This window comes from Streptomyces sp. NPDC058663 (assembly GCF_042716745.1).
GTDB lineage: Bacteria > Actinomycetota > Actinomycetes > Streptomycetales > Streptomycetaceae > Streptomyces.
The window spans coordinates 55,034-77,726 of sequence record NZ_JBHXRV010000009.1 but is presented as its reverse complement, the minus strand read 5'-3'; the positions used below and the strand labels follow the sequence as shown (position 1 = coordinate 77,726).

The 22,693-nt window shown below is 68.4% G+C and carries 18 protein-coding genes and 2 pseudogenes; 10 read left to right on the top strand and 10 right to left on the bottom strand.

The genetic code is table 11. The features are described 5' to 3' along the window. Positions 1 to 64: 64 nt before the first annotated feature. The 3 genes and pseudogenes from dnaN to ACFWVV_RS08825 form a co-directional block, all read right to left on the bottom strand. Positions 65 to 1,195 (bottom strand): DNA polymerase III subunit beta, encoded by a 1,131-nt coding sequence (gene dnaN, locus ACFWVV_RS08835; RefSeq protein ID WP_384347694.1) that lies wholly within the window; start codon positions 1,193 to 1,195, stop codon positions 65 to 67. A gap of 963 nt (positions 1,196 to 2,158) precedes the next feature. Further along, positions 2,159 to 3,571: pseudogene (gene dnaA, locus ACFWVV_RS08830) on the bottom strand (chromosomal replication initiator protein DnaA); the annotation flags it as partial. Positions 3,572 to 3,687: 116 nt separating this feature from the next. Then, positions 3,688 to 4,027 (bottom strand): annotated as a pseudogene (locus tag ACFWVV_RS08825) (chromosomal replication initiator protein DnaA); the annotation flags it as partial. Between the two features lie 395 nt (positions 4,028 to 4,422). On the opposite strand from ACFWVV_RS08825, the gene rpmH reads away from it, so the two are divergent. The 9 genes from rpmH to ACFWVV_RS08780 all read left to right on the top strand — a co-directional run bounded on the left by rpmH (position 4,423) and on the right by ACFWVV_RS08780 (position 11,372). Continuing rightward, positions 4,423 to 4,560, top strand: coding sequence for a 50S ribosomal protein L34 (rpmH, locus tag ACFWVV_RS08820; protein ID WP_014137019.1), 138 nt, complete (start codon positions 4,423 to 4,425; stop codon positions 4,558 to 4,560). 18 nt (positions 4,561 to 4,578) lie between these two features. After that, positions 4,579 to 4,980, top strand: a complete 402-nt coding sequence (rnpA, locus tag ACFWVV_RS08815) for a ribonuclease P protein component (protein ID WP_384347690.1) — start codon at positions 4,579 to 4,581, stop codon at positions 4,978 to 4,980. Continuing rightward, positions 4,977 to 5,336 carry a membrane protein insertion efficiency factor YidD gene (yidD, locus tag ACFWVV_RS08810; RefSeq protein WP_384347686.1) on the top strand — a complete coding sequence of 120 codons (360 nt, stop codon included), beginning with the start codon at positions 4,977 to 4,979 and terminating at the stop codon, positions 5,334 to 5,336. Before rnpA ends, yidD begins: the two co-directional genes overlap by 4 nt. 3 nt (positions 5,337 to 5,339) lie before the next feature. Then, positions 5,340 to 6,599, top strand: coding sequence for a membrane protein insertase YidC (yidC, locus tag ACFWVV_RS08805; RefSeq protein WP_384347683.1), 1,260 nt, complete (start codon positions 5,340 to 5,342; stop codon positions 6,597 to 6,599). 14 nt (positions 6,600 to 6,613) lie between these two features. Next, entirely contained in the window at positions 6,614 to 7,129 is a 516-nt protein-coding gene (locus ACFWVV_RS08800; RefSeq protein WP_384347680.1) for a protein jag, read from the top strand. A gap of 99 nt (positions 7,130 to 7,228) precedes the next feature. Continuing rightward, positions 7,229 to 7,948 (top strand): 16S rRNA (guanine(527)-N(7))-methyltransferase RsmG, encoded by a 720-nt coding sequence (gene rsmG, locus ACFWVV_RS08795; protein WP_384347678.1) that lies wholly within the window; start codon positions 7,229 to 7,231, stop codon positions 7,946 to 7,948. 325 nt (positions 7,949 to 8,273) lie between these two features. Further along, the gene (locus tag ACFWVV_RS08790) at positions 8,274 to 9,350 is read left to right on the top strand and encodes a ParA family protein (protein WP_384347675.1); all 1,077 of its coding nucleotides are present in this window, start codon (positions 8,274 to 8,276) and stop codon (positions 9,348 to 9,350) included. Beyond that, entirely contained in the window at positions 9,347 to 10,447 is a 1,101-nt protein-coding gene (locus ACFWVV_RS08785; RefSeq protein ID WP_384347672.1) for a ParB/RepB/Spo0J family partition protein, read from the top strand. The genes ACFWVV_RS08790 and ACFWVV_RS08785 overlap by 4 nt, the downstream gene beginning before the upstream one ends. 307 nt (positions 10,448 to 10,754) lie before the next feature. Then, positions 10,755 to 11,372, top strand: a complete 618-nt coding sequence (locus tag ACFWVV_RS08780) for a GNAT family N-acetyltransferase (RefSeq protein ID WP_384347669.1) — start codon at positions 10,755 to 10,757, stop codon at positions 11,370 to 11,372. A 66-nt stretch (positions 11,373 to 11,438) separates the two neighbouring features. Here ACFWVV_RS08780 and trxA read toward each other — a convergent pair whose 3' ends face one another. The 7 genes from trxA to ACFWVV_RS08745 form a co-directional block, all read right to left on the bottom strand. Beyond that, positions 11,439 to 11,774: a thioredoxin gene (gene trxA, locus ACFWVV_RS08775; protein ID WP_384347667.1), complete on the bottom strand. Its 336-nt coding sequence runs from the start codon at positions 11,772 to 11,774 to the stop codon at positions 11,439 to 11,441. Between the two features lie 39 nt (positions 11,775 to 11,813). Then, a complete protein-coding gene (gene trxB / locus ACFWVV_RS08770; RefSeq protein ID WP_384347664.1) occupies positions 11,814 to 12,788 on the bottom strand; it encodes a thioredoxin-disulfide reductase in 975 nt (324 codons plus the stop codon). 126 nt (positions 12,789 to 12,914) lie between these two features. Next, on the bottom strand, positions 12,915 to 13,814 hold the full coding sequence (locus ACFWVV_RS08765) for a hypothetical protein (RefSeq protein WP_384347661.1): 900 nt from the start codon (positions 13,812 to 13,814) through the stop codon (positions 12,915 to 12,917). Next, positions 13,811 to 14,515: an RNA polymerase sigma factor SigM gene (sigM, locus tag ACFWVV_RS08760; RefSeq protein ID WP_384347658.1), complete on the bottom strand. Its 705-nt coding sequence runs from the start codon at positions 14,513 to 14,515 to the stop codon at positions 13,811 to 13,813. The genes ACFWVV_RS08765 and sigM overlap by 4 nt, the downstream gene beginning before the upstream one ends. A gap of 31 nt (positions 14,516 to 14,546) precedes the next feature. Continuing rightward, the gene (locus ACFWVV_RS08755; protein ID WP_384347655.1) at positions 14,547 to 16,289 is read right to left on the bottom strand and encodes a protein kinase family protein; all 1,743 of its coding nucleotides are present in this window, start codon (positions 16,287 to 16,289) and stop codon (positions 14,547 to 14,549) included. A 119-nt stretch (positions 16,290 to 16,408) separates the two neighbouring features. Next, positions 16,409 to 18,553, bottom strand: coding sequence for a murein biosynthesis integral membrane protein MurJ (gene murJ, locus ACFWVV_RS08750; RefSeq protein WP_384347652.1), 2,145 nt, complete (start codon positions 18,551 to 18,553; stop codon positions 16,409 to 16,411). A gap of 72 nt (positions 18,554 to 18,625) precedes the next feature. Then, the gene (locus ACFWVV_RS08745) at positions 18,626 to 20,953 is read right to left on the bottom strand and encodes a DUF6049 family protein (RefSeq protein WP_384347896.1); all 2,328 of its coding nucleotides are present in this window, start codon (positions 20,951 to 20,953) and stop codon (positions 18,626 to 18,628) included. 182 nt (positions 20,954 to 21,135) lie between these two features. Here ACFWVV_RS08745 and ACFWVV_RS08740 point away from each other — a divergent pair, with 182 nt between their 5' ends. After that, the gene (locus ACFWVV_RS08740; protein WP_384347650.1) at positions 21,136 to 22,578 is read left to right on the top strand and encodes a CCA tRNA nucleotidyltransferase; all 1,443 of its coding nucleotides are present in this window, start codon (positions 21,136 to 21,138) and stop codon (positions 22,576 to 22,578) included. Positions 22,579 to 22,693 lie beyond the last annotated feature (115 nt).

The following is a 22,693-nucleotide window of genomic DNA, read 5'->3' as shown; positions in this document are numbered from 1 at the left end:
GCCCGAGGGGCACGTGAGGCCCGGCGCCACCTGGGCTCCGGGCCTGCACGGCACTGCTGAGCGATCAGCCGGACAGACGCACCGGCATGATCAGGTACTTGTACGCGTCGTCCGCCTCTGCGTCCATGGCCGGGCGGCCGCTGAGCAGCGCCGGCTTGGTGGAGGTCGTGAAGGACAGCTGGGCGACCGGGGAGTCGATGGCGCTCAGGCCGTCCAGCAGGAACGTCGGGTTGAAGGCGATCGAGATGTCGTCGCCGTCGAGGTTGGCGTCGACGCGCTCCACAGCCTGTGCGTCGTCGCTGGAACCCGCCTCCAGGATCAGCACGCCCTGCTCGAAGGTCAGCCGGACCGGGGTGTTCCGCTCGGCGACCAGCGCCACGCGCTTGACGGCTTCGACGAACGGGGCGGTCTCGATGACGGCGACCGAGTTGAACTCGGTGGGGAAGAGCGTCCGGTACTTCGGCAGGTCGCCCTCGAGGAGGCGGGTCGTCGTACGGCGCCCGGCACCCTCGAAGCCAATGAGACCCTCACCGGCACCGGAGCCGGACAGCGCGATGGTGACGGTGTCACCGTTGGTCAGCGACTTGGCGGTGTCCAGGAGCGTCTTGGCGGGCACCAGGGCGACCGCGGACGCCTCCGGGTCCTCCGGCTTCCACAGGAACTCACGGACCGCGAAGCGATAGCGGTCGGTGGACGCCAGCGTCACCGTCTCGCCCTCGATCTCGATGCGCACACCGGTCAGCACCGGCAGCGTGTCGTCTCGGCCGGCGGCGATGGCCACCTGGGCTGCGGCGGACGCGAAGACCTCACCGGGAACGGTGCCGGTGGCGGTCGGCATCTGCGGCAGCGCCGGGTACTCCTCCACAGGCAGGGTGTGGAGTGTGAACCGCGAGGAGCCGCAGGCCACGGTCGCCCGTACACCGTCTGTGGAAATCTCCACCGGACGGTTGGGGAGCGCACGGCAGATGTCGGCGAGCAGCCGGCCGGACACCAGGACCGTGCCGTCCTCCTCGATCTCGGCGTCCACCGACACCCGGGCCGAGACCTCGTAGTCGAAGCCGGAGAGGCTCAGCGCGCCCTCCTCGGCCTTCAGCAGAAGGCCCGCGAGGACGGGCACCGGCGGACGGGCCGGGAGGCTGCGGGCCGTCCAGGCCACCGCCTCCGCGAGTACATCGCGCTCCACCCGGATCTTCACCGGAACCGCCTCCTGCTGTTGCTGGCTCGCCCTGCTGGCTTTTCTCGTCTGACGGGTGTCTCCCGGCCGTCGGCTGGGGAGGTTCACCGGGGACCAGTCTGACGCACGCCACCGACAGTCGGTGCGGCCGCGGGTCAAGTCGTGGCGAGAGGTCCGAGTGCGTGCCGGGCCGAGTTGTACACAGGGCCTTCTTCGATGCGGATTCCGGTCTCTCTCTCAGTGGGAGTAGTAGTAGGGCCTGTGGAAACGGTGGATAACCCCGTTTTCGCAGCTCAGACCCGCTTTTTTGTCCACCGCGCCTGTGGGCGGGACCGGTGGACAACCTGCCCTCTCTGTGGACGGGCGGAAGTTCTGCACACCCGATGCACAGGCAGGGGCCACTTCCCCACAGCTGCGTCCCCAGCTTTACCCACCTTTCCCACAGCCCAACCGACCCTCTTGGTGTGACGGCTTTCACTCGACCCGGTGAGAGGGGGTGTCGTGTTGCCGAACAGTGGACAGCGCTGGGGAAAAGCTGTGGGCAAGCAGGCAAAACCTGTGGGCTGCCGGTGGACAACCTCGCGGAGACCCTGTGGACGAAAAAACTGTCCACAGCCTGTGGATTACGGTTTGCCACAATTCCACAACCGGTTGACCTGGGGTGATGAACCCTCAGCAACCGCACCTGTGGACACGATCTGGACAACTTCACAGTCCCCAGGGTGTGGACGGGACATCGTCCCAGGATCTGTGGAGAACCGCAGCTCACGCGCCCAGATTCGAACGGCGACGGGCATCAACAGCCTTGGGACAACGGCCCGGAGCCCCTGAAGGAGCCGTCGACACCCCCGCTGCGAGCTCCACAGGACCCTGACAGCCCCTGGAAAACACCCGTGAAACGCCCCGGGAGCACGAGAAGGCGCCCGGGAGAATGTCTCTCCGGGCGCCTTCGCTGGGGTCTGCACGGGCGCAACGCCGCCGCTGTCAGCCGTTCTTGATGCGGTTGGTGAGCTCCGTGACCTGGTTGTAGATGGAGCGACGCTCGGCCATCAGGGCACGGATCTTGCGGTCCGCGTGCATCACCGTCGTATGGTCCCGGCCGCCGAACTGCGCGCCGATCTTCGGCAGCGACAGGTCCGTGAGCTCACGGCACAGGTACATCGCGATCTGCCGGGCCGTCACCAGCACACGGCTGCGCGACGATCCGCACAGGTCGTCCACCGTCAGACCGAAGTAGTCCGCGGTCGCCGACATGATGGCCGGCGCGGTGATCTCCGGAGCGGCGTCCTCGCCGCCGGGGATCAGGTCCTTGAGGACCTGCTCGGTAAGGCCCAGGTCCACCGGCTGCCGGTTCAGGCTCGCGAAGGCGGTGACCCGGATCAGCGCCCCCTCCAGCTCGCGGATGTTGCGCGAGATGCGGGAGGCGATGAATTCCAGTACCTCCGGGGGGGCGTTGAGCTGCTCCTGCACCGCCTTCTTGCGGAGAATCGCGATGCGGGTCTCCAGCTCGGGCGGCTGTACGTCGGTGGTCAGGCCCCACTCGAAGCGGTTGCGCAGCCGGTCCTCGAGGGTGACCAGCTGTTTGGGCGGCCGGTCGGAGGACAGCACGATCTGCTTGTTCGCGTTGTGCAGCGTATTGAAGGTGTGGAAGAACTCCTCCTGCGTCGACTCCTTGCTCGCCAGGAACTGGATGTCGTCGACGAGCAGGATGTCCACGTCGCGGTAGCGCTTGCGGAAGGCGTCGCCCTTGCCGTCGCGGATGGAGTTGATGAACTCGTTGGTGAACTCCTCCGAGCTCACGTACCGCACCCGGGTACCCGGGTAGAGGCTGCGCGCGTAGTGCCCGATGGCATGCAGCAGGTGCGTCTTCCCCAGCCCGGACTCCCCGTAGATGAACAGCGGGTTGTACGCCTTCGCCGGCGCCTCGGCCACGGCGACCGCCGCGGCGTGCGCGAATCGGTTCGACGAGCCGATGACGAAGGTGTCGAAGAGGTACTTGGGATTCAGCCGTGCGTGCGGCTCACCGGGCCCGGGGGCCGGAGCGGGCTGGGCGGCCAAGGGGCCCGGTGCGCCGCTGGAGGCCGGCAGTGCCGGACCGCCGCCGTGCCGCGGGCCCTGGTCCTGGCGCTCGGACCGCTCGCCGCGCTGCGACTCGTAAGACTGCTGGTCGTACGAGCGGTCCGGCAGCTGCGACCGGTAGTCGTGCTGCGGCGGGCGGGAGTAGGGGTCGCGCTCCTGGAAGCCGCCGAGCCGCTGCTGCTGCCAGCCGCCGTGGTCGTCCTGCCCACCGGGCCAGGCACCCGGCGCGGGGCGCGACTGCTGGCGGTACTCGGGGTAGGCGGGTCGGGCGGTGAGGCCGTCGTCCTGGGGGCGGTGCCCGTAGGAGTCGTACGAGTCGCGGCTGTCGCGGCCGTCCCGGCCGTCGCGGCCGTCCCGTGCGTCCCGCTGGGGCGGCCCGTCGTGCTGCTGGCCGTGCTGCCCTTGGTGCTGCTGCCCTTGGTGCTGCTGTCCCTGGTGCTGCTGTCCCTGGTAGGGGGACTGCTGCCGTGTGGGCGGGGCCTGCGGAGCAGGGGATTCGCCGACGGAGTCGTCGACCGTGATCGCGATGCGGATCGGGCGGCCGCATTCGTGGCTCAGGGCCTCACTGATGAGCGGTGCGAGCCGGCCCTCCAGGACCTGCTTGCTGTACTCGTTGGGCACGGCGAGCAGTGCGGTGTCGGCGACCAGCGCGAGGGGCTGACAGCGTTCGATCCACTGCTTGTCCTTGGCCTCGACGCCCTGCTGGCCCTCGCCGAGCAGATGCTCCAGCACATGCGGCCACACTGCGGCAAGATCGGCAGGTACGTCAGCCACAGGGCACGCTCTCTCACAGGTCCCACGAAGGTGTGGTTCTCGGGACGGGACGGGAAGTTCAGGCTGGACAGGAAGGGACACATCGGCTGCATGCCTACGAAAGCCTGAATCCAGATTGGGCCACGGTAGTCGCGGCAGCTCACACGGTTCAAGTTGTTGTCCACAGCCTGTGCACAGAGCGTCCCCGACAAGCCCCGGTTTGACCGGATGGCGTAGCCGCGCGTACCGTAACCAGGTCGAGTTGTCGATGGCTGCTGCCGCCTGCCTCCGATGGGCAAAGATCATGGTCAATGATCGTGAAGCGGTGCACTGAGAGCGTTGCGAGCTTCCTCGTGGGCGCACGGTGACAGCCAGGCGATGTCCCGCCACCCCCGATTCATTTCTGGAGCCCCCGAGTGAGCAAGCGCACCTTCCAGCCGAACAACCGTCGTCGTGCCAAGACCCACGGCTTCCGCCTGCGCATGCGTACCCGCGCCGGCCGCGCCATCCTGGCGAACCGCCGTGCCAAGGGCCGCACTGAGCTGTCCGCCTGATCCCGTAGGGATCATGACGTGCTGCCTACCGAGAATCGGCTGAGGCGGCGCGAGGACTTCGCCACCGCAGTACGACGAGGGCGCCGCGCAGGCCGCCCGCTTCTCGTCGTCCATCTACGCAGTAGCGGTGCAACGGACCCGCACGCGGCAGGGGAGAGCCTTCCCCCGACGCGTGCGGGTTTCGTCGTGAGCAAAGCCGTCGGCGTCGCTGTCGTACGCAATGCGGTGAAGCGGAGACTTCGCCACCTCATGCGCGACCGGATCGCCGAGCTGCCCCCCGGTAGCCTGGTGGTTGTACGGGCGCTGCCCGGAGCGGGTGACGCCGACCACGCACAGCTGGCCCGAGACCTGGACGCCGCACTGCAGCGGCTGCTGGGCGGGGCTCCCCATACCGAAGGTCGGGGGAGAGGCACGCGATGAAGTACCCGCTGCTGGCGCTCATCAAGCTGTACCAGTGGACCATCAGCCCCATGCTCGGGCCGGTCTGCCGGTACTACCCGTCGTGTTCCCACTACGGATTCACGGCCATCGACCGGCACGGTGCGGTGAAGGGCACTGCCCTCACCGCCTGGCGCATCCTGCGGTGCAACCCGTGGTCGCCCGGTGGTGTGGACCATGTCCCGCCACGTACCCGACGGCGGTGGCACGAAGCGCTGCGCGACGCGTGGCGCGGTAGCAAGGGCGAGAAGTCCGCCGATGGCGTGTCTTCTCGGGGATCGGCCCCCGACACCCCGAGCCCGGCCGCAGAGACCTCGCCCAATGCTCAAGGAGCCTGATTAGTGGACACGATTGCCAGTCTGTTCAGCTTCATCACCTGGCCCGTTTCCTGGGTCATCGTCCAGTTCCACAAGGTGTACGGCGCCATTTTCGGCCCTGACACGGGGTGGGCCTGGGGCCTGTCCATCGTGTCGCTGGTGGTGCTGATCCGTATCTGCCTGATCCCGCTCTTCGTGAAGCAGATCAAGTCGACGCGGAACATGCAGGTGCTCCAGCCGAAGATGAAGGCGATCCAGGAGCGCTACAAGAGCGACAAGCAGCGTCAGTCCGAAGAGATGATGAAGCTGTACAAGGAGACGGGTACCAACCCGCTCTCCTCGTGCCTTCCCATCCTGGCGCAGTCGCCCTTCTTCTTTGCCCTGTACCACGTGCTCTCGAGCATCGCCGACGGCAAGAAGGTCGGCGTCATCAACGACATGCTGCTGGAGAGCGCCCGCCAGGCGCACATCTTCGGCGCTCCGCTGGCCGCGAAGTTCACGGACAGCGCGTCCAAGATCGAAAGCCTCAACGCCTCGGCCACCTCGGTCAAGATCGTCACCGCGATCATGATCGTGATGATGTCTGCGTCGCAGTTCTACACGCAGCGCCAGCTCATGACGAAGAATGTCGACCTCACGGTCAAGACGCCGTTCATGCAGCAGCAGAAGATGATGATGTACATCTTCCCGGTGATGTTCATGGTGATGGGCATCAACTTCCCCGTGGGTGTGCTCGTCTACTGGCTGACCACCAACGTGTGGACCATGGGCCAGCAGATGTACGTCATCAACCAGAACCCGACGCCCGGCAGCAAGGCGCAGGACGCCTACCTGCAGCGTCTGCTGAAGACCACGGTGGCCAGCGGTGAGGTCAAGGCCCGCCGCAAGCGCAATGTCATCAAGGTGATCGTGGCCAAGGGCACCGACCGCAACGACGTCGAGCGCAAGTTCATCAACGGACTGGCCAAGGCCGGTCTGGCCGCCGAAGCGGACGGCACGGTCGTCAGGAGCACCACTGCCCTCGCCGAAGCGGAGGGTGGTGCCTCCGTCGCGAAGCGTCAGCAGCCCAAGCGCCAGACGAAGGCGAAGCGTCAGACCGCCACCGCACAGCAGAGCATGGCCAAGACGGCCGAGGACTCCGGCACCAAGACCTCCCTGGAGAAGAAGGACGGTCCGCAGGACGCCAAGCCCACGTCGGCAGCCAAGCCCGCCGGTTCCGCACGCCAAGCCAAGTCCGGGCAGCGCAAGGGCCCGCAGCGGCCCAAGCACCCGTCCAAGAAGTAAGAAGGAGTCCTCCCGTGACGGACACCACCACTTCCTCCGCGCCCGCCGAGGGCAACGACACCCTGACGCGCCTGGAGCAGGAGGGCGAGATCGCGGCCGACTACCTCGAGGGTCTGCTCGACATCGCCGACCTGGACGGTGACATCGACATGGATGTCGAAGCCGACCGGGCGGCCGTTTCGATCATCAGCGACTCCAGCGGCCGCGACCTGCAGAAGCTCGTGGGCCGTGACGGGGAGGTGCTCGAAGCGCTGCAGGAGCTGACCCGGCTGGCCGTGCACCGGGAGACCGGTGACCGCAGTCGGCTGATGCTGGACATCGCGGGGTTCCGGGCGAAGAAGCGCGAGGAGCTCGCGGAGATCGGTGCAAAGGCGGCCGACGAGGCCAAGAGCTCGGGTGCGCCGGTGAAGCTGGACCCGATGACGCCTTTCGAGCGGAAGGTCGTGCACGACGCGGTCGCCGCGGCGGGTCTGCGCAGCGAGTCCGAGGGCGAGGAGCCGGAGCGCTTCGTCGTCGTGCTTCCTGCCTGACCGGATCATTGCCCTTCGGCCCCGTCTGTTCGCAGGCGGGGCCGAATTTTGTCAGCCTGATAGTCAGCCACCACAGTGCGGTACGGAAGGACGGTCCCCGTGACGGAGGCAGCAGCGGAGCTTCCCCAGGCGCCGGAAGAGGCCCAGGCGGTATTCGGTGAGTTCTTCCCGCAAGCCGTTCGGTATGCCGAGTTGCTCGCGGACGCGGGTGTTGAGCGGGGGCTGATCGGCCCGCGCGAGGTGCCGCGCCTGTGGGAGCGGCACCTGCTGAACTGTGCTGTGCTCTCGGAAGTGGTGCCCCAGAACACCACCGTGTGCGACGTGGGGTCGGGTGCCGGCCTGCCCGGGATCCCACTTGCCCTGGCCCGCCCGGATCTGAAGATCACCTTGCTCGAGCCGCTGCTGCGGCGTACGAACTTCCTCCAGGAAGTCGTCGAGCTGCTGGGCCTGGATCACGTCACGGTCGTACGGGGCCGGGCCGAGGAGGTCATGGGGAAGGTCGAGCCCGTTCATGTGGTGACGGCACGGGCCGTGGCCCCGTTGGACCGGCTGGCCGGCTGGGGGGTTCCGCTGTTGCGGCCCTACGGCGAAATGCTCGCGCTCAAGGGTGACACCGCCGAGGAGGAGCTCAAGGGTGCGCGGGCCGCGCTCAGCAAGCTCGGTGTGGTGAAGACCGAGGTGCTCCAAGTCGGCGTGGGCGTGGTGGATCCGCTCTCCACGGTGGTGCGAGTGGAGGTCGGTGAGAGCCCGGGTGGAGTGCGTTTTGCCGCCAAACGGGCCAAGGCCGCGAGGACGGGCCGGGCCCGACGCCGCCGCTGACGACCCGTGCGCGGGTCGACCCCGGAACGTTCCTGAAGAACTCCACCGCCGAAGCCCTGTTGTCACGAGAACACCGCAGCCCCTGCCCCTGATGCTCCATACAAGCTGCCGCACAGGTGCGGCGCGGAGTGTCGGGGGCTTCGGCTGAGTCTGCGCATGCATCGTGTTTCACGTGAAACGTCGCTCGCTGCTGCAAGGAATCATCAGCCGGGGCCGTGCGGCCGCCCCACCGCACGGGTCAAGACCCGAAAGGACGAGGGGGTTGTCCACAAAGGCGGGTTCTTCCACAGGAGAGCGGGCCTCACTGGTTCATGACCCCCAAAGCGTGACAGGCTCTGAGCATTACGAGCCTGATGTCGAGGAGGGTGAATCCTTGCGGTCCGACGCCAACATCGCGGGACCGATGACCGATCCGGTCCCCGGCCCCCGTTCCGAAGCGGCGGGAGTCGATGTTTCACGTGAAACATCGCTCCTGCCTGAAGAGACCCCTATTGGTCGTGCTGCCCAACTGGCGGTAGAGGCCCTCGGCCGTGGCGACGAGGGCCTGCCGAGGCCTGAGCAGACGCGAGTGATGGTGGTCGCCAACCAGAAGGGAGGGGTGGGGAAGACGACCACGACGGTCAACCTCGCCGCCTCGCTCGCGCTTCACGGCGCACGGGTCCTGGTGATCGACCTCGACCCGCAGGGCAATGCCTCCACGGCGCTGGGAATCGACCATCACTCCGAAGTTCCCTCGATCTACGACGTTCTGATCGACAGCAAACCGCTGTCGGACGTGGTCCAGCCCGTCAGGGACGTCGAAGGCCTCTTCTGCGCCCCGGCCACCATCGATCTTGCCGGTGCGGAGATCGAATTGGTGTCCCTGGTGGCGCGGGAAAGCAGGCTTCAGCGGGCCATCCAGGCGTACGAGCAGCCGCTGGACTATGTCCTCATCGACTGCCCGCCGTCGCTCGGCCTGCTGACCGTCAACGCGATGGTCGCCGGTGAGGAAGTGCTGATCCCCATCCAGTGCGAGTACTACGCACTGGAGGGCCTCGGGCAGCTCCTGCGGAACGTGGAGCTGGTGCGGGGGCATCTCAACCCCGAACTACATGTATCGACGATCCTGCTGACGATGTACGACGGCCGGACTCGGCTTGCCTCGCAAGTCGCGGAGGAAGTGCGCAGCCACTTCGCCAAGGAAGTCCTCAAGACCAGCATTCCGAGGTCCGTCCGGATCTCGGAGGCTCCCAGCTATGGGCAGACCGTGCTCACCTATGACCCGAGTTCCAGCGGCTCGCTCTCCTACCTCGAGGCGGCGCGGGAGATCGCTCTGCGGGGGGCCGGTGTCTTCTATGAGACGCAGCACGCCCATGCTGTCGACCAGAACAATCAGCACAGCATGGCGGAGGGTGTCCAATGAGCAATCGACCTAGAGGACTGGGACGCGGGCTCGGTGCGTTGTTCCCGCAGGGCCCGCAGGAGAAGCAGGCCCCTGCCCCGGACACCGTGACCGCGTCGGCACCCGTACTGACGGCGGAGCGCGGGGTGGCCGCAGCGAAGGTGGCAGCGCTGCCGTCGAATGTTTCACGTGAAACAGAGGTACGGGCACAGGAGCGGGAGCCCGGGCAGGCTGCGGCCGGGCTGCTGAAGGCGCCTGCCGGGGCCTACTTCGCGGAGGTGCCGATCGGGGCGATCAACCCGAACCCCCGGCAGCCGCGTGACGTGTTCGATCCGGACGCTCTTGCGGAGCTGGTCACCTCCATCAAGGAGGTGGGGCTGCTCCAGCCGGTGGTCGTACGGCAGACCGGCGCGGAGCGCTTCGAGCTCATCATGGGTGAGCGCCGGTGGCGGGCGTGCCGGGAGGCGGGCCTGGAGCGGATTCCCGCGATCGTCCGGGCAACCGACGACGAGAAACTCCTGCTCGACGCTCTGCTGGAGAACCTTCACCGGGCTCAGCTCAACCCGTTGGAGGAGGCTGCGGCGTACGACCAGCTGCTCAAGGACTTTGCCTGTACGCACGACCAGCTGGCCGACCGGATCGGCCGCTCGCGCCCGCAGGTCTCCAACACCTTGCGTCTGCTGAGGCTCTCGCCGCCCGTGCAGAAGCGGGTGGCGGCGGGTGTGCTGTCGGCCGGTCACGCCCGAGCCCTGCTGACGTTGGACGATTCCGAAGAGCAGGACCACCTCGCGAAGCGCATCGTGGCCGAAGGGCTTTCGGTGCGTACGACCGAGGAGATCGTCAAGCTGATGAACTCCCAGCCCAAGGCCGAGGCTAAGCCGAAGGGGCCGCGGGCCGGCTCTCGGATGGCGCCCGCCCTGTCGGACCTGGCATCGCGTCTGTCCGACCGGTTCGAGACCCGGGTGAAGGTCGACCTGGGCAAGAAGCGCGGAAAGATCACCGTCGAGTTCGCCTCGGTGGAGGACCTGGAGCGGATCCTGGGTACCCTCGCCCCGGGCGAGGGCCGAGTACTGGAGAAGAGCCTGGCGGAGCAGGGCGGCCAGGACGAGGAGAGCTGAGACTCTCCCGCCAGTTCCCCCGGAGGGCGGGGGTGTTCACGCAGTGGCCGGAACACCCCCGCCCTTTGCTTGTCGGCGGTACCCGTCCCCTTGCCCGGTGGATACGATGCTGGAGGGTACGGCGCATCCACTGTGATCCACCTCGGAGGGGGAGCGGAGCCATGCGATCGGTGAGCCGAGGCCAACTGGTGAGTGCGGGACTGGGAATCGGGGCGGTCGGCGGGTTCGTCGGCAGCTTGATCCACGAATGGAGCACGCTCAGCGCTGCTCGTGGTGCGGCAGGCGAAGAAAGTGGGGAACAGCTTTCATGGGGCGTCGGCTCGTACCGCTCACGCTGGACAACCTCGCGGACCTTCCCCACCGTTGCCGAGGCTGTGTCTTCTGGGAACTCGATCCCGTCCGTGGAGAAGCGGCGGTAGAGGCGGGCCGTGCGGAGCTGGAGAAGGAAGCCTGGATTTCGGCGGTCCTGCTGGAATGGGGCTCCTGCGGCAGGGTGGTCTACGTGGACGACGTACCGGTGGGCTTCGTGATGTACGCGCCCCCGGCGTACGTGGCCCGTGCCACGGCATTTCCTACGAGCCCGGTGTCGCCCGACGCGGTACAGCTGATGACAGCTGTCATCGTGCCGGGGTACCAGGGGCAGGGACTCGGGCGGGTGATGGTGCAGACCGTCGCCAAGGATGTGCTCGGCAGGGGTTTCAAAGCGATCGAAGCGTTCGGTGATGCCCGGTGGAAGGAACCCGGCTGTCTGCTTCCCGCCGATCACCTGCTGGCGGTCGGATTCAAGACAGTACGCCCGCACCCCACGCACCCACGGCTGCGGCTTGAGCTGCGGACGGCGCTCTCCTGGAAGGAGGACGTCGAGCTGGCGCTCGACAAACTGCTGGGTGTGGTCCAGAAGGACCCCGTATTGCGTCCGTTGTAGCGAAAACGGTGAGGGCCCGCCCCGCAGGGGGTGGGCCCTCACCGTTTCACGTGAAACAACGACGGATTACTGCCCGCCGATGAAGGCGTCGAGGTCGCGAACGATCGCGGCCTTCGGCTTGGCGCCGACGATCGTCTTGGCCACCTCGCCACCCTGGTAGACGTTCAGCGTCGGGATCGACATGACGCCGTACTTGGCCGCGGTGGCCGGGTTCTCGTCGATGTTGAGCTTGACGACCTCGATCTTGTCGCCGTGCTCGGCCGCGATGGCTTCGAGGGACGGCGCGATCTGGCGGCACGGACCGCACCAGGCGGCCCAGAAGTCGACGAGCACGGGCTTGTCGCTCTTGAGGACGATCTCGTCGAAGGAGTCGTCGGTCACGTTCTTCAGGTCGCCGGCCACGGCGGCCTCCTTCACTTCTTCGGGGTGTGGGGTGGGGGGTCAGACAGCCGGGGTTTTCTCAGGCTCGGCCACCTTCTCGCTGTCGGCGAGTGCAGCGAGGTAGCGCTCCGCGTCGAGCGCGGCGGAGCAGCCGGTGCCAGCGGCCGTGATGGCCTGCCGGTAGGTGTGGTCGACGACGTCGCCGGCGGCGAAAACACCGGGCAGGTTGGTGCGGGTGGACGGCGCTTCCACCTTCACGTAACCCTCGTCGTCCAGCTCGACCTGGCCCTGGAAGAGCTCGCTGCGGGGGTCGTGACCGACGGCGATGAACAGGCCGGTGACGTCCAGCGGGGCGGTCTCGCCGGTCTTGGTGCTGCGCAGGGTCAGGCCGGTGAGCTTCTGGTCGCCCTCGAGGGAAGCGGTCTCGCTGTCCCAGGCGAACTTGATCTTCGGGTCGGCGAAGGCCCGCTCCTGCATGGCCTTGGATGCGCGCAGCGTGTCACGGCGGTGGACGATGGTGACGGACTTGGCGAAGCGGGAGAGGAAGGTGGCCTCCTCCATCGCGGTGTCGCCGCCGCCGACCACGGCGATGTCGTGGTCCTTGAAGAAGAAGCCGTCGCACGTGGCGCACCAGGAGACACCGCGTCCGGAGAGGGCGTCCTCCTTGGGCAGCCCCAGCTTGCGGTGCTGCGAGCCGGTGGAGATGATCACTGCCTTGGCGCGGTGGATGGTGCCCGCGGTGTCGGTGACCGTCTTGATGTCGCCGGTGAGGTCGACCGACACGATGTCGTCGGGGATGAGCTCGGCACCGAAGCGCTCGGCCTGGGCGCGCATGCTGTCCATCAGGTCCGGGCCCATGATGCCGTCGCGGAAGCCCGGGAAGTTCTCGACCTCAGTGGTGTTCATCAGCGCACCACCGGCGGTGACGGCACCTTCGAACACCAGCGGCTTCAGTGACGCGCGTGCGGTGTACAGCGCGGCGGTGTAACCGGCCGGCCCGGAGCCAATGATGATCACGTTACGGACGTCGCTCACGGGTTTCTTCCTCGTCTCTGCAGACTGCTTACTGCCAACCGGGGCCCGGTCTGAACCTTCCACCCCACCCAACGGATACTACGGGGCTGGCATTCCCGGCACGGCCGAGCAGATCGAGGCGTAGGTTCAGCGCTTGGGGTAGGCGCGGGTCATCAGCAGTTCGCCTTTGCCCTGGGGCGTCTTGTCGACGCAAGCCGCGTCGACGACGTACGCCTGGACCTGAGAGCTGTCCGAGGAGTGCGGCAGGACGACGAGGAACGCGGACTTTCCCTCGTAGGTGCCCGACTCGCTGCCGAGCGGGGGCTCCGTTCGTCCGGTGCCCTGCTGGACACAGGGCGGGACGTCGAAGGCCTGTTTCGGGGAGGGGGCCAGTTCCTCGATGTCGACCGACGGCGCGTTCTTCTCCCTGGGGGTGGTCAGGGCCTGCGGGCGCGGTCCGGCGAGAAGCTGCACCTGCTCCTGGAGCGGCGCCCCGGAGAACTGCTGGCTCTGGCTCTGTACGGATTTGGCCGCGTCTTTCTGCGAGCCGGACGGCCCTGTCGGGAAGGACTGCACCACCAGGACGCCCAGGCCGAGGGCGGCGGTGCTCAGGACAGCGGTCCAGACGGCACGGCGGCGCGGCCTGCGGGAGGGTTCCCGCCCGGGACCGGTTGCCGCGCGGGCGTGGCCCGACGGCCGCGCCTGTACGGGGCGCTCGCCGGTGCGCGGAGGTGCGCTCGGCGATGTTTCACGTGAAACGGGTAGGGCTTGCGCGGAGTCGGCCGGGGCGGTGGAGTCCAGCAGGGCCTCGGCTGCCAGGGCCGCGTCGATCCGCCCGGCGACGTCGGCGGGCATGCGCGGGGGCCCTGGGAGGGTGCCGAGCAGCCCGCGGATCTCTTCCAGGGACAGTTCGACGTCGGCGCACAGTGCGCACCCGTCGAGGTGCTGTCGCACGTCCTGGGTGCGGGAGGGCGAGAGCAATCCCTCCGCGAGGTCGGAGATTTCCGCGACATCAGGGTGCTGAGTCGTGCCGGTCGTGGATGTCACGTGCGCCCACCTCCGCCCTTCACAGCAGTAGGGCCGGTCGGCCCTGCGTCCCTTTGTTCCGATGCCGGTGGGACGGATGTCCCCGGCCTCCGGTTCCTTTCCCTGCCGGGGTCGTCGCTACCCCCGGTACCGCTGCGCAGATGAGTGAGCAGGGGGAGAAGTCTGGCCCGTCCGCGTGCGCAGCGGCTTTTCACCGTTCCGGTCGGCACGTCGAGAGCGCGGGCGGCCTCCGCCACCGGATATCCCTGCATGTCGACGAGGACGAGAGCGGCGCGCTGTTCGGCGGGCAGGGTGCGCAGTGCTGCCAGGAGCTCGTGGTGCAGAGCCAGCCGCTCGACGGGCGCCTCGGCCGATTCGTGGGGCTCCAGAAGCTGTTCCAGGCGTTCCGTGTCGTCCATGGGTGAGGTCTTGCGGGAGGCCGCCTTGCGCGCGCGGTCGAGGCAGGCGTTCACCGTGATGCGGTGCAGCCAGGTGGTGACCGCGGACTGGCCACGGAAGGTGTGGGCGGCCCGGTAGGCGGACACCAGGGCGTCCTGGACCGCGTCAGCGGCTTCCTCCCGGTCGCCCAGGGTGCGCAGGGCGACGGCCCAGAGCCGGTCGCGGTGACGGCGTACGAGCTCGCCGAAGGCGTCGGGGTCCCCTTTGACGTGCCGGGCCAGGAGTTCCTGGTCGTCGGCATCTCGCAGTGCGACGTCGTCCAACGGTGAGCCCCCCTCTCCCCTGATGGCTGAGTCAGCCTGTGAACTTCACGTCGGTTATGGCTTGCTTGTAGCCGGCGCCGCTGTATTCGTCCTGGCCGGCGAAGGGCATGGTCGTCATCCAGAGCAGCACGTACCGCGTCTTCACCGGCTTCTTCGCCTTGATCGAGGCGGTCGAACCACTGGTGGTCGTGGTGGCGATCTTCTGCATCGAGTCGACGTCCCCGGAGGTGGACGAGGAGTCCACCGCGTACAGGGTGAGCGTGGTGCGGTCGCCCGGGTACCGGAGCGCTATCGAGGACTGCGTCACGTTCTGCTCGCTGCCGAGGTCGTAGACGATGCCCACGCCCTTCTTGATGGAGGGAGCGAATTCGGGCCCGTCCTTGAACGAATTGGTGCGCCAGTAACTGCTGACGTCGTCGTCGTAGGTGTTCGCCACGTCTCTTGCGGCCTGCGGCGAGCCGTCGGGGTAGAACTCGACGGCGCCCTTGATGGTGAGCGGCTTGGGCGGCGCGATGACCTTTGACCCCTGGTTGCTCTTGGGATCGGTCTGCGTCTGGGTGTCGTCGGTTGTGCCGCGCCGGTCGAGCAGGTTGTCGGCGAGCTGCCAGCTGCCCAGGCCCAGCGCGGCGATCAGCAGGGCGGCCACGCCCCACTTGAGGGCCTTGCCGGTACGGCTCTGGAGTGGCGGCGGGGGCACGGGCGGCACGGGTTGTGCGGTGGTGGGGCGGGGCTGCGGGCGACCGTAGGCGCCCTGCTGGTACGTGGGGCGCGGGTATTCGGGGCGGGGGGCGAAGGATGGCTCCGGCGGTCGGATGCGCGGCATCGCGGCGACGGCCTTGGCCAGCTCGTCGGGCGTCGTGCAGGGTGGTTCCTGGCGCGAGGCGGTGGCGCCGTCGTTGGCCAGGGCGCGCATGGCGAGCTCGGACAGCCCCCGGTGGACACCCGCCCGTACCTGGTCGGGGGCGATCAGCCCGATGCCCTTGGGCAGCCCGGAGAGGCCGTACGCGTCGCTCTCGTAGGGCCAGCGCTGGGTGAGGGAGGCGTACAGCAGGGCGCCGATCGCCTCGGTGTCCGTGAGCTGCGGCCGGTCGGCGGTGATGCCGCGCAGAGCGGCGTTCACCGCGAGGCCGCGGATCCGATACTGGCCGGTGGAGGTGCGCAGCACGGCGCTGGGCGTGAGCCTCAGGTGTGCCAGGCCCTCACGGTGGGCTGCGGCCATGGCCTGGGAAACCTGGCTGACCAGCTGGTACGCGTCGTGCGGCTCCAGTGGTGCGGAGGCGAGCAGCGTCGTCAGCTCGGTGGCGTCGGGGAGCCACTCGTGGACCACGTAGACGAGGTCGTTCTCCTCCACCGCGTCCAGGACTTGGACGAAGCGGGGGTCGCCGAGCAGTGCCGATGAGCGGGCGGCGGCGAGGACGGAGCGGGCCCGGGCGTGGTCCGCGGGGAGCAGGTGCACCCCTACGGCGCGACGCAGCTTCTCGTCGACCGCCCGCCAGCTGCTGAATCCGTCGAGCCGGGTGACGCACTCCTCGAGCCGGTAGCGTCTGGCCAGCTTGTGACCGCTGTGCAGCTCCGGCGCGACGATCGGGGACTCGGTGCCCTTCTTCCCGACGGGCTTGTCCTGCTTGCTCATCTCCGGTGTGTCCTGGCCTTCCGCCACCCCGTCGGCCGTGGCCCTGTCCGCCTCGGCGGCAGACGACGCCTTCCCGTTCGGGGAAGGAGCGTCACCGCTGTTGTCGGCCACGTCGACGGCAGCCGTGCTACGTTCCGCCACCGTCGTTCCTGCCTCCCCATCCGTTGCGGGCTGTCGAGCAGCCCTGCCAATTGTGCCCACAGTCCGCCGCTGTGCACGACACACGGCGGCGGGCGAGGGTTGTGCGACCGCTACGGGTCTCAGCGGCCGAGACGGCCGCGGACCATGCCCACCAGGGCGTTCAGTTCCGCGATGCGCATTTTCTTCGCGGCGACGAAGAAGACGCCGAGCAGGACTGCGCCGCCGACGACCAGTGCGGCGATCGAGCCGAGAATGCCCTGGCCGAGGGCCTGGGACAGCGCATACCCCACTGCCCCCGCGACCATGGCTGCCGGAACGGAGGCAATCGCGAGACGTGCGTAGGTGCGCAGTACGTTCGCCCCGTCCAGGTCGCCGCCGAGCCGGTTGCGCAGTCGCTTCCAGGCGATGCCGACGCCGATGGCGTACGCGATTCCGTACGAGGCGGCCATACCGGTGACGGCCCAGCGGGGCGGCAGCACCAGGTAGCAGAGTGCGGAGGCAGCCGCGTTGACGACGGCCACGATGACGGTGTTGTAGAACGGCGTGCGGGTGTCCTCGTACGCGTAGAAGGCGCGCAGCACGACGTATTGGACCGAGTACGGGATCAGGCCGAGGCCGAAGGCCATCAGCATGAATCCCATGTTGGTCGCGGTGGGGATGCCGGAGGCGCCGAAGATCAGGGTGCAGATCGGGATGCCGAGCGCGAGGAAGGCGAAGGCGATCGGCACGATGGCGACGGCCGTGGTGCGCAGGCCCTGCGAGATGTCGTCGCGTACGGCGCCGGAGTCACTCTCGTTGGCCGAGCGTGCCAGTCGGGGAAGCAGGGCGGCCATGAGGGAAACGGTGATGATGGCCTGCGGCAGACCCCAGATGAGCTGCGCGTTGGCGTAGGCGGCGTAGCCGGTCCCCTTTTCCCCCTTCCCGACGGCGGCGGTGGCGAGCTGGATGACGACGACCGCGCCGATCTGGTTGGCGAGGACGAACAGCACCGTCCACTTCGCCAGCTTGACAGCCTTGCCGAGGCCCTGGCCCTTCCAGTCGAAGCGCGGGCGCAGCTTGAAGCCGGTCTCGCGCAGGTACGGGATCATCGCCAGTGCCTGGACGACCAGACCGAGCAGGATGCCGACACCGAGCAGTCGCTCGCCGTCGGGGGGGATCGTTTCGACGGTCATTTGCGAGTTCGCCGAGGTGCCGTACACCCAGAGGAACAGGCCGAGGGTGGCGATGATGACGATGTTGTTGAGGACCGGGGTCCACATCATCGCGCCGAACTTTCCACGCGTGTTGAGGATCTGCCCCATCACCACGTGGATGCCCATGAAAAAGATCGTGGGGAGGAAGTAGCGCAGCAGTGTGACCGCGACGTCGTTGGCGGCCGGATTGTTCGAAATCGGCACCGACAGGAAGCGGATCAGCAGGGGTGCGGCGAACATTCCGAGGGCGGTGAGCGCACCGAGGGCGACAGTGACGAGGGTCAGCAGCCGGTTGGCGTAGGCCTCGCCGCCGTCCTCGTCCTCCTTCATGGCGCGCACGAGCTGCGGTACGAAGACGGAGTTGAGGCCGCCGCCGATGGTCAGGATGTAGATCATCGTCGGCAGCTGGTAGGCGATCTGGAAGGTGTCGCCGAGGAAACCTGCACCGAGCGCAGCGATGATCATCGCGGAGCGGACGAATCCGGTGAGGCGGGAGACCATGGTGCCGGCGGCCATCAGCGCGCTGGACTTCATCAGACTCGCCGCGCGGCCCGGGGGCTTCGGCGGCGGCGAGGGGGCGGCAGCCGGCTCGGGAGTGGCCTGGGGCGGCACTCCGGGAGCCTGCTGGTCGCGGTAGAGGTGCGCGAACGCGTCCTTCTCCGGCGGCTCCTCCTCGCTCGCCCGGGTGACCAGGTCGTCGACGCCGGTGAACTGCACGGTGCGTGCGTCGTCCCCGTACGGGAGGTGCCGGGAGGGCCCGTCGGGTTCCGGCGGCGGCGTCTGGGCCCACACCCGCGGGTTCGGGGCGTGCGGGGGCGCGGGAGGCTGCTGGTACAGCGGCTGCGTCTCCTGGAAGGTGCCCGGGGGCGGCGGCGGGTGCGAGGCGCGGTCGTAGAGCGCCTCGGTCACCGGGTCCTGCGCGGAGAGGTCCTGCGACCGGTAGGGGTCGTGGTCGTACGCGGACCGGAGGTACGGGTCGTCCGGTGCGGCGGGCTGTTGGGGCGGGGGCGGATGGCCCGCCGCGTCGCCGCCAGATCGCTGGCCGCGTTCACCGTCGTACGGCGCGTTCATTGCAACCCCACCTCATCGTCCCCGGCCGACGGCCACGACATTGTTCAACGGTTATCGCTCACACGGCATAGCTCAACGGTCCACTTTCTCACCCGTGGCCGACGGCTCCCCGCTTTCGGGGCCGGTGTCCGCGGCAGGGTCACCCGGCTGCTCGGCGTCGTTACCGTCCGGTGCGTCCTCGCCGTCCGGTGCGTCGCCGTCGGGCTGGTCGCTGCCGCGGGCGGCCGCCCGCTTGCGCTGCGAGTACATCTTGATTCCGGCGAGCACCAGAAGGAGAACACCGCCGGCGATCACCAGCATGATCGTGGGGGTGACCTCGTTGACGTTCACCATGAACCGCATCTCGGGCCCGTACGGGGTGCCGTCCTCGGTGTAGAGCCGTGCGACCACCGGGACCTTGCCGTTGGCGTTGGCCGTGGTGGCGATCTTCACTGACTGGCTGTGGCCGCCGCGGACCTTGATGGGCTGCTCGGTGACCGCCTCGCCCTCGCCCTCGCCCAGCTTGAGGCGGGCCGGCAGGGTCGACTGGAGGCGCAGTACGAGGTGGTCGACGTCCTGCACCAGCTTGTTCTGGACGGTGACGGGGATCGTCGCGCTGCGGCCCGACAGGGTCGCGGTCGACTTCTTGATCAGGTTGACCTCTTTGGTGAGGTCGTCCAGGTAGCCCTGGACATCTCCCCGGTAGACGCTCGCCGCGGCCTCCTTGCCGCGCCAGGAGGCCGACATCCCGCGGTTTATGGCGTTGCCGAACGGAGTGACGACTCGTTCGGGCCGGGTGAGGACCACCTTGAAGCGATCCAGCGTGAACTGGGTCGCCTTGATGTTCTCGAAGGCGGTCGTCGGGAGTTCTTTGGCGCGCAGCGCGCCCGGGTAGGAGGCCCAGCCGGGCACCTGGGTGGTCGCCGCCGGGTCCGGTGTGGCCTTCGCCGCAGCCGTCAGATCGAGTGGCTGGGTCCACCGGCCGGGGCTCAGGGCCCGCACCGCGGATGCCAGCGACTGCGCCTGGGAGACGGAGGGCATCCGCTGCGGGGCGACGACGATGCTGCGCTGCTTGTCCTCGGCCTGCAGGGTCAGCGCCAGCGTCTGGGCGAGGAACTCCTGCACCGCCAGAGCCGAGTTCTCCGCGTCGGCCATGTCGCCCTGGAAGGCGGTGGAGAGGCGGGCGTCCGCGACCACCGCGGTCCGTCCCGCGCCGATGGGGCGGGCCGCGGTCGGGGTGTAGGACAGTGCGTCGTTCTCCTCGAAGCTGTCGCTGCGGGCGATCACGTGGTGGGCGCCCGCCGAGGTGGCGGTGTTGACGATCGAGGGGTCGACGGCACCTTCGACCGGCCAGGCGAAGTCCGTGGAGGGCTTCACGTGCAGAGTGGATTCCACGGTGATCCTGGCTGCTTCGGTGGCCCGTTGCAGCTGGTTCAGGGAGCCGGGGACGTTCTTGCCGCGGTGTGCCAGGGACGCCAGGTCCGGGTCGGCGAAGGGCAGGGCCACGACGTCCCCGCCCTGGACGGCCTTCTCCAGTGAGTTCAGCCACCGTTTGGCGACATCCTGGTTCTTCCCCGGAACGTTCTTGCCGGTCGCCTTGTCCTTGACCGTGTAGCCCTTCACCATGGCGTCCACGGTGGCGAGCAGGTCCGGGTCGATGACCCAGGTGACGGGCAGTTCGTCGCCCAGCGAGACCATCTGCTCCAGTCGGCCGCCCGGCGCGAGCTCCTTGGCCAGGTCGTCGTTCTCGAAGACCGGGGTCTGCTGTTCGTCCGACCCGGTCTCGGCGGACAGCCGGGTGGTGGAGATCAGCGGCCACAGAGCGGTGAGCTGCGTCTTCTTCTCGGTGTCCTCGGGCGCCCAGGGGAGGAAGGTCCGCTGTATGCCCAGGACCTGTTCGCCGCGGCCCGCAGCCTTGCCGGACAGGGAGACTCCGAGCTGGTAGACGCCCGACTCGTCGAGTCCCAGTTGGTCCACGGGGACCGCGAGCGTGAAGTCCGTGCTGGTCCCCGGGGGCAGCTGAGGGATCTTGACGACGTACTTCTCCAGCTCGGCGGGCTCGCCGCCCGGCGTGTAGCCGGTGCGGTCCGCCGCGATGTCGATCTGGGTCCGGCCGGAGAGCCGCTCGCCCACCCGCAGCCCGACCCTGGCCTCGGTGACGGCCTGCTTGCTCCTGTTGGTCAGCGTTCCGGACACGGTGATCGTGTCGCCCTTCTTGGGGGCGTGGGGGGTCAGTGCGTCCAGTGCGACGTCGACGGTTCCGGCCCCTGTCGCGTCCTGTGCGGCATACGCGGCGGGGGCGGCCGGGAGCTGGGTCAGGCCGACCAGGAGCGGGGCGCCGGCCATGAGGGATGCCGCACGCCGGACCCATCGGCGGGCAGGAGAAGGATTCATCCCCTGAAAGTCTGCCGCCTCGGCCACGCGCTCGCCCGTCCCTCGTCGTTGGCTGCCGTTGTTGGTTGCCCGGTTGCTGCGTCCACGCATGGTAACGATGCGCGCAGCAGCGAAGTGCCGCGGACTGCGCCACATGATCGGAAGAGTCTCTCAGGGCCAGGGAAAAACGATGACACCGCGACCGGTGGGGGCACGTACCCTTTTCTGTTGTGCCGAACGCCAACGAAGACACCCCCAGCGCCCTGAGCCAGGTGCAGCACCGTGCAGTCAGCGAACTGCTGCGGGTCTCCCCTGTCGCCGACGACCTTGCCCGCAGGTTCCAGGCGGCGGGCTTCCGGCTCGCCCTGGTCGGCGGCTCGGTCCGGGACGCGCTCCTGGGCCGGCTCGGCAACGACCTGGACTTCACCACCGACGCACGCCCCGAGGACGTACTGAAGATCGTCCGGCCGTGGGCGGATGCGGTCTGGGAGGTCGGGATCGCCTTCGGGACGGTCGGGACGCAGAAGGACGGCTACCTGATCGAGGTCACCACGTACCGCTCCGAGGCGTACGACCGGACCTCTCGCAAGCCGGAGGTCTCGTACGGCGACTCCATCGAGGAGGACCTCGTACGCCGGGACTTCACCGTCAACGCGATGGCGGTCGCGCTCCCGGAGAAGGAATTCATCGACCCGCACGGCGGCCTGGAGGACCTCTCGGCCAAGGTGCTGCGCACGCCCGGGACCCCGGAGGACTCCTTCTCCGACGATCCGCTGCGCATGCTGAGGGCCGCCCGGTTCGCCGCACAGCTCGACTTCGAGGTCGCCCCCGAGGTCGTCACTGCGATGACGGCGATGTCCGAGCGGATCGGCATCGTCTCCGCCGAGCGGGTGCGTGACGAGCTCAACAAGCTCCTCCTCTCCGCCCACCCGGCGCAGGGCCTCTCGCTGCTCGTCGACACCGGGCTCGCCGATCACGTACTGCCCGAGCTGCCCGCGCTTCGGCTGGAGAGTGACGAGCACCACCGCCACAAGGACGTCTACGAGCACTCGCTCATTGTTCTCCAGCAGGCCATCGATCTGGAGGAGAACGGCCCCGACCTGGTGTTGCGGCTGGCGGCCCTGCTGCACGACATCGGCAAGCCGCGCACCCGGCGCTTTGAGAGGGACGGCCGGGTCTCCTTCCACCACCACGAGGTGGTGGGCGCGAAGATGACCAAGAAGCGCATGACGGAGCTGAAGTACTCCAACGACATGATCAAGGACGTGTCGAAGCTGGTGGAGCTGCACCTGCGCTTCCACGGCTACGGCACCGGAGAGTGGACGGACTCGGCCGTCCGCCGGTACGTACGCGACGCCGGCCCTCTGGTGGAGCGGCTGCACAAGCTGACCCGCTCGGACTGCACCACGCGCAACAAACGCAAGGCCGCCGCACTGTCACGGGCGTACGACGGCCTGGAGGAGCGCATCGCGCAACTCCAGGAGCAGGAGGAGCTGGACTCGATCCGGCCCGACCTGAACGGCAACGAGATCCAGGAGGTCCTGGGTATCGGACCCGGGCCCGAGATCGGCGCAGCCTACAAGTTCTTGCTCGAACTGCGACTGGAGAACGGTCCGATGGAGCGCGAAGCGGCCGTCGCGGCGCTCAAGGAGTGGTGGGCCGGGCAGGGCTGAGGCCATGTTTCACGTGAAACATTCGTGACCGGGCGGGGGGGGGTTTTAGTTGTAAAACCCCCCCCCCCCCCCCGGCCGCCGCCCCCCCCCGCGGCCCGAGCCCGCGCCGCGACCG

Bases quoted from the DNA above. Each gene is read 5' to 3' on its own strand.
- ACFWVV_RS08785 (WP_384347672.1), top strand. From the start codon at position 9,347: ATGAGCAATCGACCTAGAGGACTGGGACGCGGGCTCGGTGCGTTGTTC.
- murJ (WP_384347652.1), bottom strand. From the start codon at position 18,553: ATGAACGCGCCGTACGACGGTGAACGCGGCCAGCGATCTGGCGGCGAC.
- ACFWVV_RS08780 (WP_384347669.1), top strand. From the start codon at position 10,755: ATGGGGCGTCGGCTCGTACCGCTCACGCTGGACAACCTCGCGGACCTT.
- yidD (WP_384347686.1), top strand. From the start codon at position 4,977: ATGAAGTACCCGCTGCTGGCGCTCATCAAGCTGTACCAGTGGACCATC.